The sequence below is a fragment of the Variovorax sp. OV700 genome, assembly GCF_900099805.1.
Lineage (GTDB): Bacteria > Pseudomonadota > Gammaproteobacteria > Burkholderiales > Burkholderiaceae_C > Variovorax.
In genome coordinates, this window is the sequence record NZ_FNDR01000033.1 from 1 (window position 1) to 2225 (window position 2225).

Annotated in this window: 1 protein-coding gene; it reads right to left on the reverse strand. The window is 66.1% G+C overall.

Annotated features, from left to right (window positions below; all coding sequences use genetic code 11):
• On the reverse strand, positions 1 to 2225 hold a 2225-nt coding region (nirB, locus tag BLR24_RS30185; protein ID WP_093024371.1), incomplete at both ends, for a nitrite reductase large subunit NirB.

Sequence of the window (2225 nt, forward strand, 5' to 3'; positions counted from 1 at the left end):
TAGTCCAGCCCGACCCGCCCGATGTAGTGCACCGTGCGCTCCAGGTACCAGCCTTCCTCGCGGTACAGCTGCAAGAACGCGCCCGAGTACTCCATCACCTCGGCCGCCGTCTTCACCTTCACCAGGAACTGCGCCACCTCCGTCTTGATGCCGCCGTTGCCCCCCACGTACAGCTCCCAGCCCGAATCCACCCCGATCACGCCCACGTCCTTGATCCCGGCCTCGGCGCAGTTGCGCGGGCACCCCGACACCGCCAGCTTGACCTTGTGCGGCGAATACATCGCCCACAGCGCCCGCTCCAGGTCCTTGCCCATCTGGGTGGAATCCTGCGTGCCGAAGCGGCACCACTCGCTGCCCACGCAGGTCTTCACCGTGCGCAGGCTCTTGGCATAGGCAAAGCCCGAAGGCATGCCGATGTCCTTCCAGACGCCCTCCAGGTCTTCCTTCTTCACCCCCAAGAGGTCGATGCGCTGGCCGCCCGTGACCTTCACGGTCGGAATCTTGTACTTGTCGGCCGCATCCGCGATGCGGCGCAGCTCGTCCGGCGTGGTGTGGCCGCCCCACATCCGGGGAATCACCGAGTAGGTGCCGTCCTTCTGGATGTTGGCGTGGCTGCGTTCGTTGATGAAGCGGCTCTGCGGATCGTCCTTGGCCTCCTTGGGCCAGGTGCTGATCAGGTAGTAGTTCACCGCCGGGCGGCAGGTCGCGCAGCCGTTGGGCGTGCGCCAGCCCAGGTTGCGGTAGACCGCGTCGTGCGTGAGGTAGTGTTCCTTCTTGATCGCATCGCGCACATCCTGGTGGCTCGCGTCGGTGCAGCCGCACACCGCCTTCTTCTTGGGCGTGGCCGAGTAGTCGCCGCCGGCGGTGAACATCAGGATCTGCTCCACCAGGCCGGTGCAGGAACCACAGCTGGCGCTGGCCTTGGTGTGCTTCTTGACCTCGTCCAGGGTGAACAGGCCCTTGTCCTTGATGGCCTTGCAGATGGTGCCCTTGGTCACGCCGTTGCAGCCGCACACCTCGGCCTCGTCGGGCATGCTGGCGGCCTTGCTGTGGCCCTCGTGGCCGGTGTCGCCGATGTTGGATTCGCCGAACATCAGCTTGTCGCGGATGTCGTGCACGCTGCGCCCGTCGCGCAAGAGCTTGAAGTACCAGCTGCCGTCCACCGTGTCGCCGTACAGGCACGCGCCCACCAGCTTGTCGTCCTTGATCACCAGCTTCTTGTAGACCCCGCCGAAGGGGTCGCTCATGACGATCTCCTCGGTGCCTTCGCCGCCCATGAACTCGCCGGCGGAGAAGAGATCGATCCCGGTGACCTTCAGCTTGGTGGAGGTGAGCGACCCCAGGTAGCGCCCGATGCCGAACTGGGCCAGGTGGTTGGCCGCGACCTTGGCCTGCTCGAAGAGGGGGGCGACCAGGCCGTAGGCGATGCCGCGGTGGGCCGCGCATTCGCCCACCGAGTAGATGCGCGCATCGGTCACGGTCTGCAGGGTGTCGGTGACGACGATGCCGCGGTTGCAGTGCAGGCGCATCTTCTCGGCCAGCTCGGTGTTGGGGCGGATGCCCACGGCCATGACGACCAGGTCGGCGGCCACTTCGGTGCCGTCCTTGAAGCGGATGGCCTGGACACGGACCCCTTTGCCGTGGTCGGCATTGCCCACCAGCTCCTGGGTCTGGGCGCCGATGAGGAACTTCAGGCCGCGGTCTTCCAGGGACTTTTGCAAGAGCTTGCCGGCCACGTCGTCCAGCTGGCGCTCCATGAGCCAGGGCATGACGTGCACCACGGTGACGCTCATGCCGCGCAGCATCAGGCCGTTGGCCGCCTCCAGGCCCAAGAGGCCGCCGCCGATGACGACCGCGTGCTTGTGGGTCTTGGCGGTCTCGATCATGTAGTCGGTGTCGGCGATGTCGCGGTAGGCGATGACGCCCTTCAGGTCCTTGCCGGGCACCGGCAGCATGAAGGGGTTGGAGCCGGTGCACATCAGGAGGCGGTCGTAGGCGGCCTCGGTGATGGCGCCTTGCGCATCCACGGCGCGCACGATGCGCTTGACGCGGTCGACTTCAACCACCTTCTTGCCGGCGTGCAGGGTGATGTGGTTCTCGGTGTACCACTCCCAGCTGTTGAGCACGATCTCGTCCACGGTCTGCTCGCCGGCCAGCACGGGCGACAAGAGGATGCGGTTGTAGTTGGGGTGCGGCTCGGCACCGAAGACGGTGATGTCGTACAG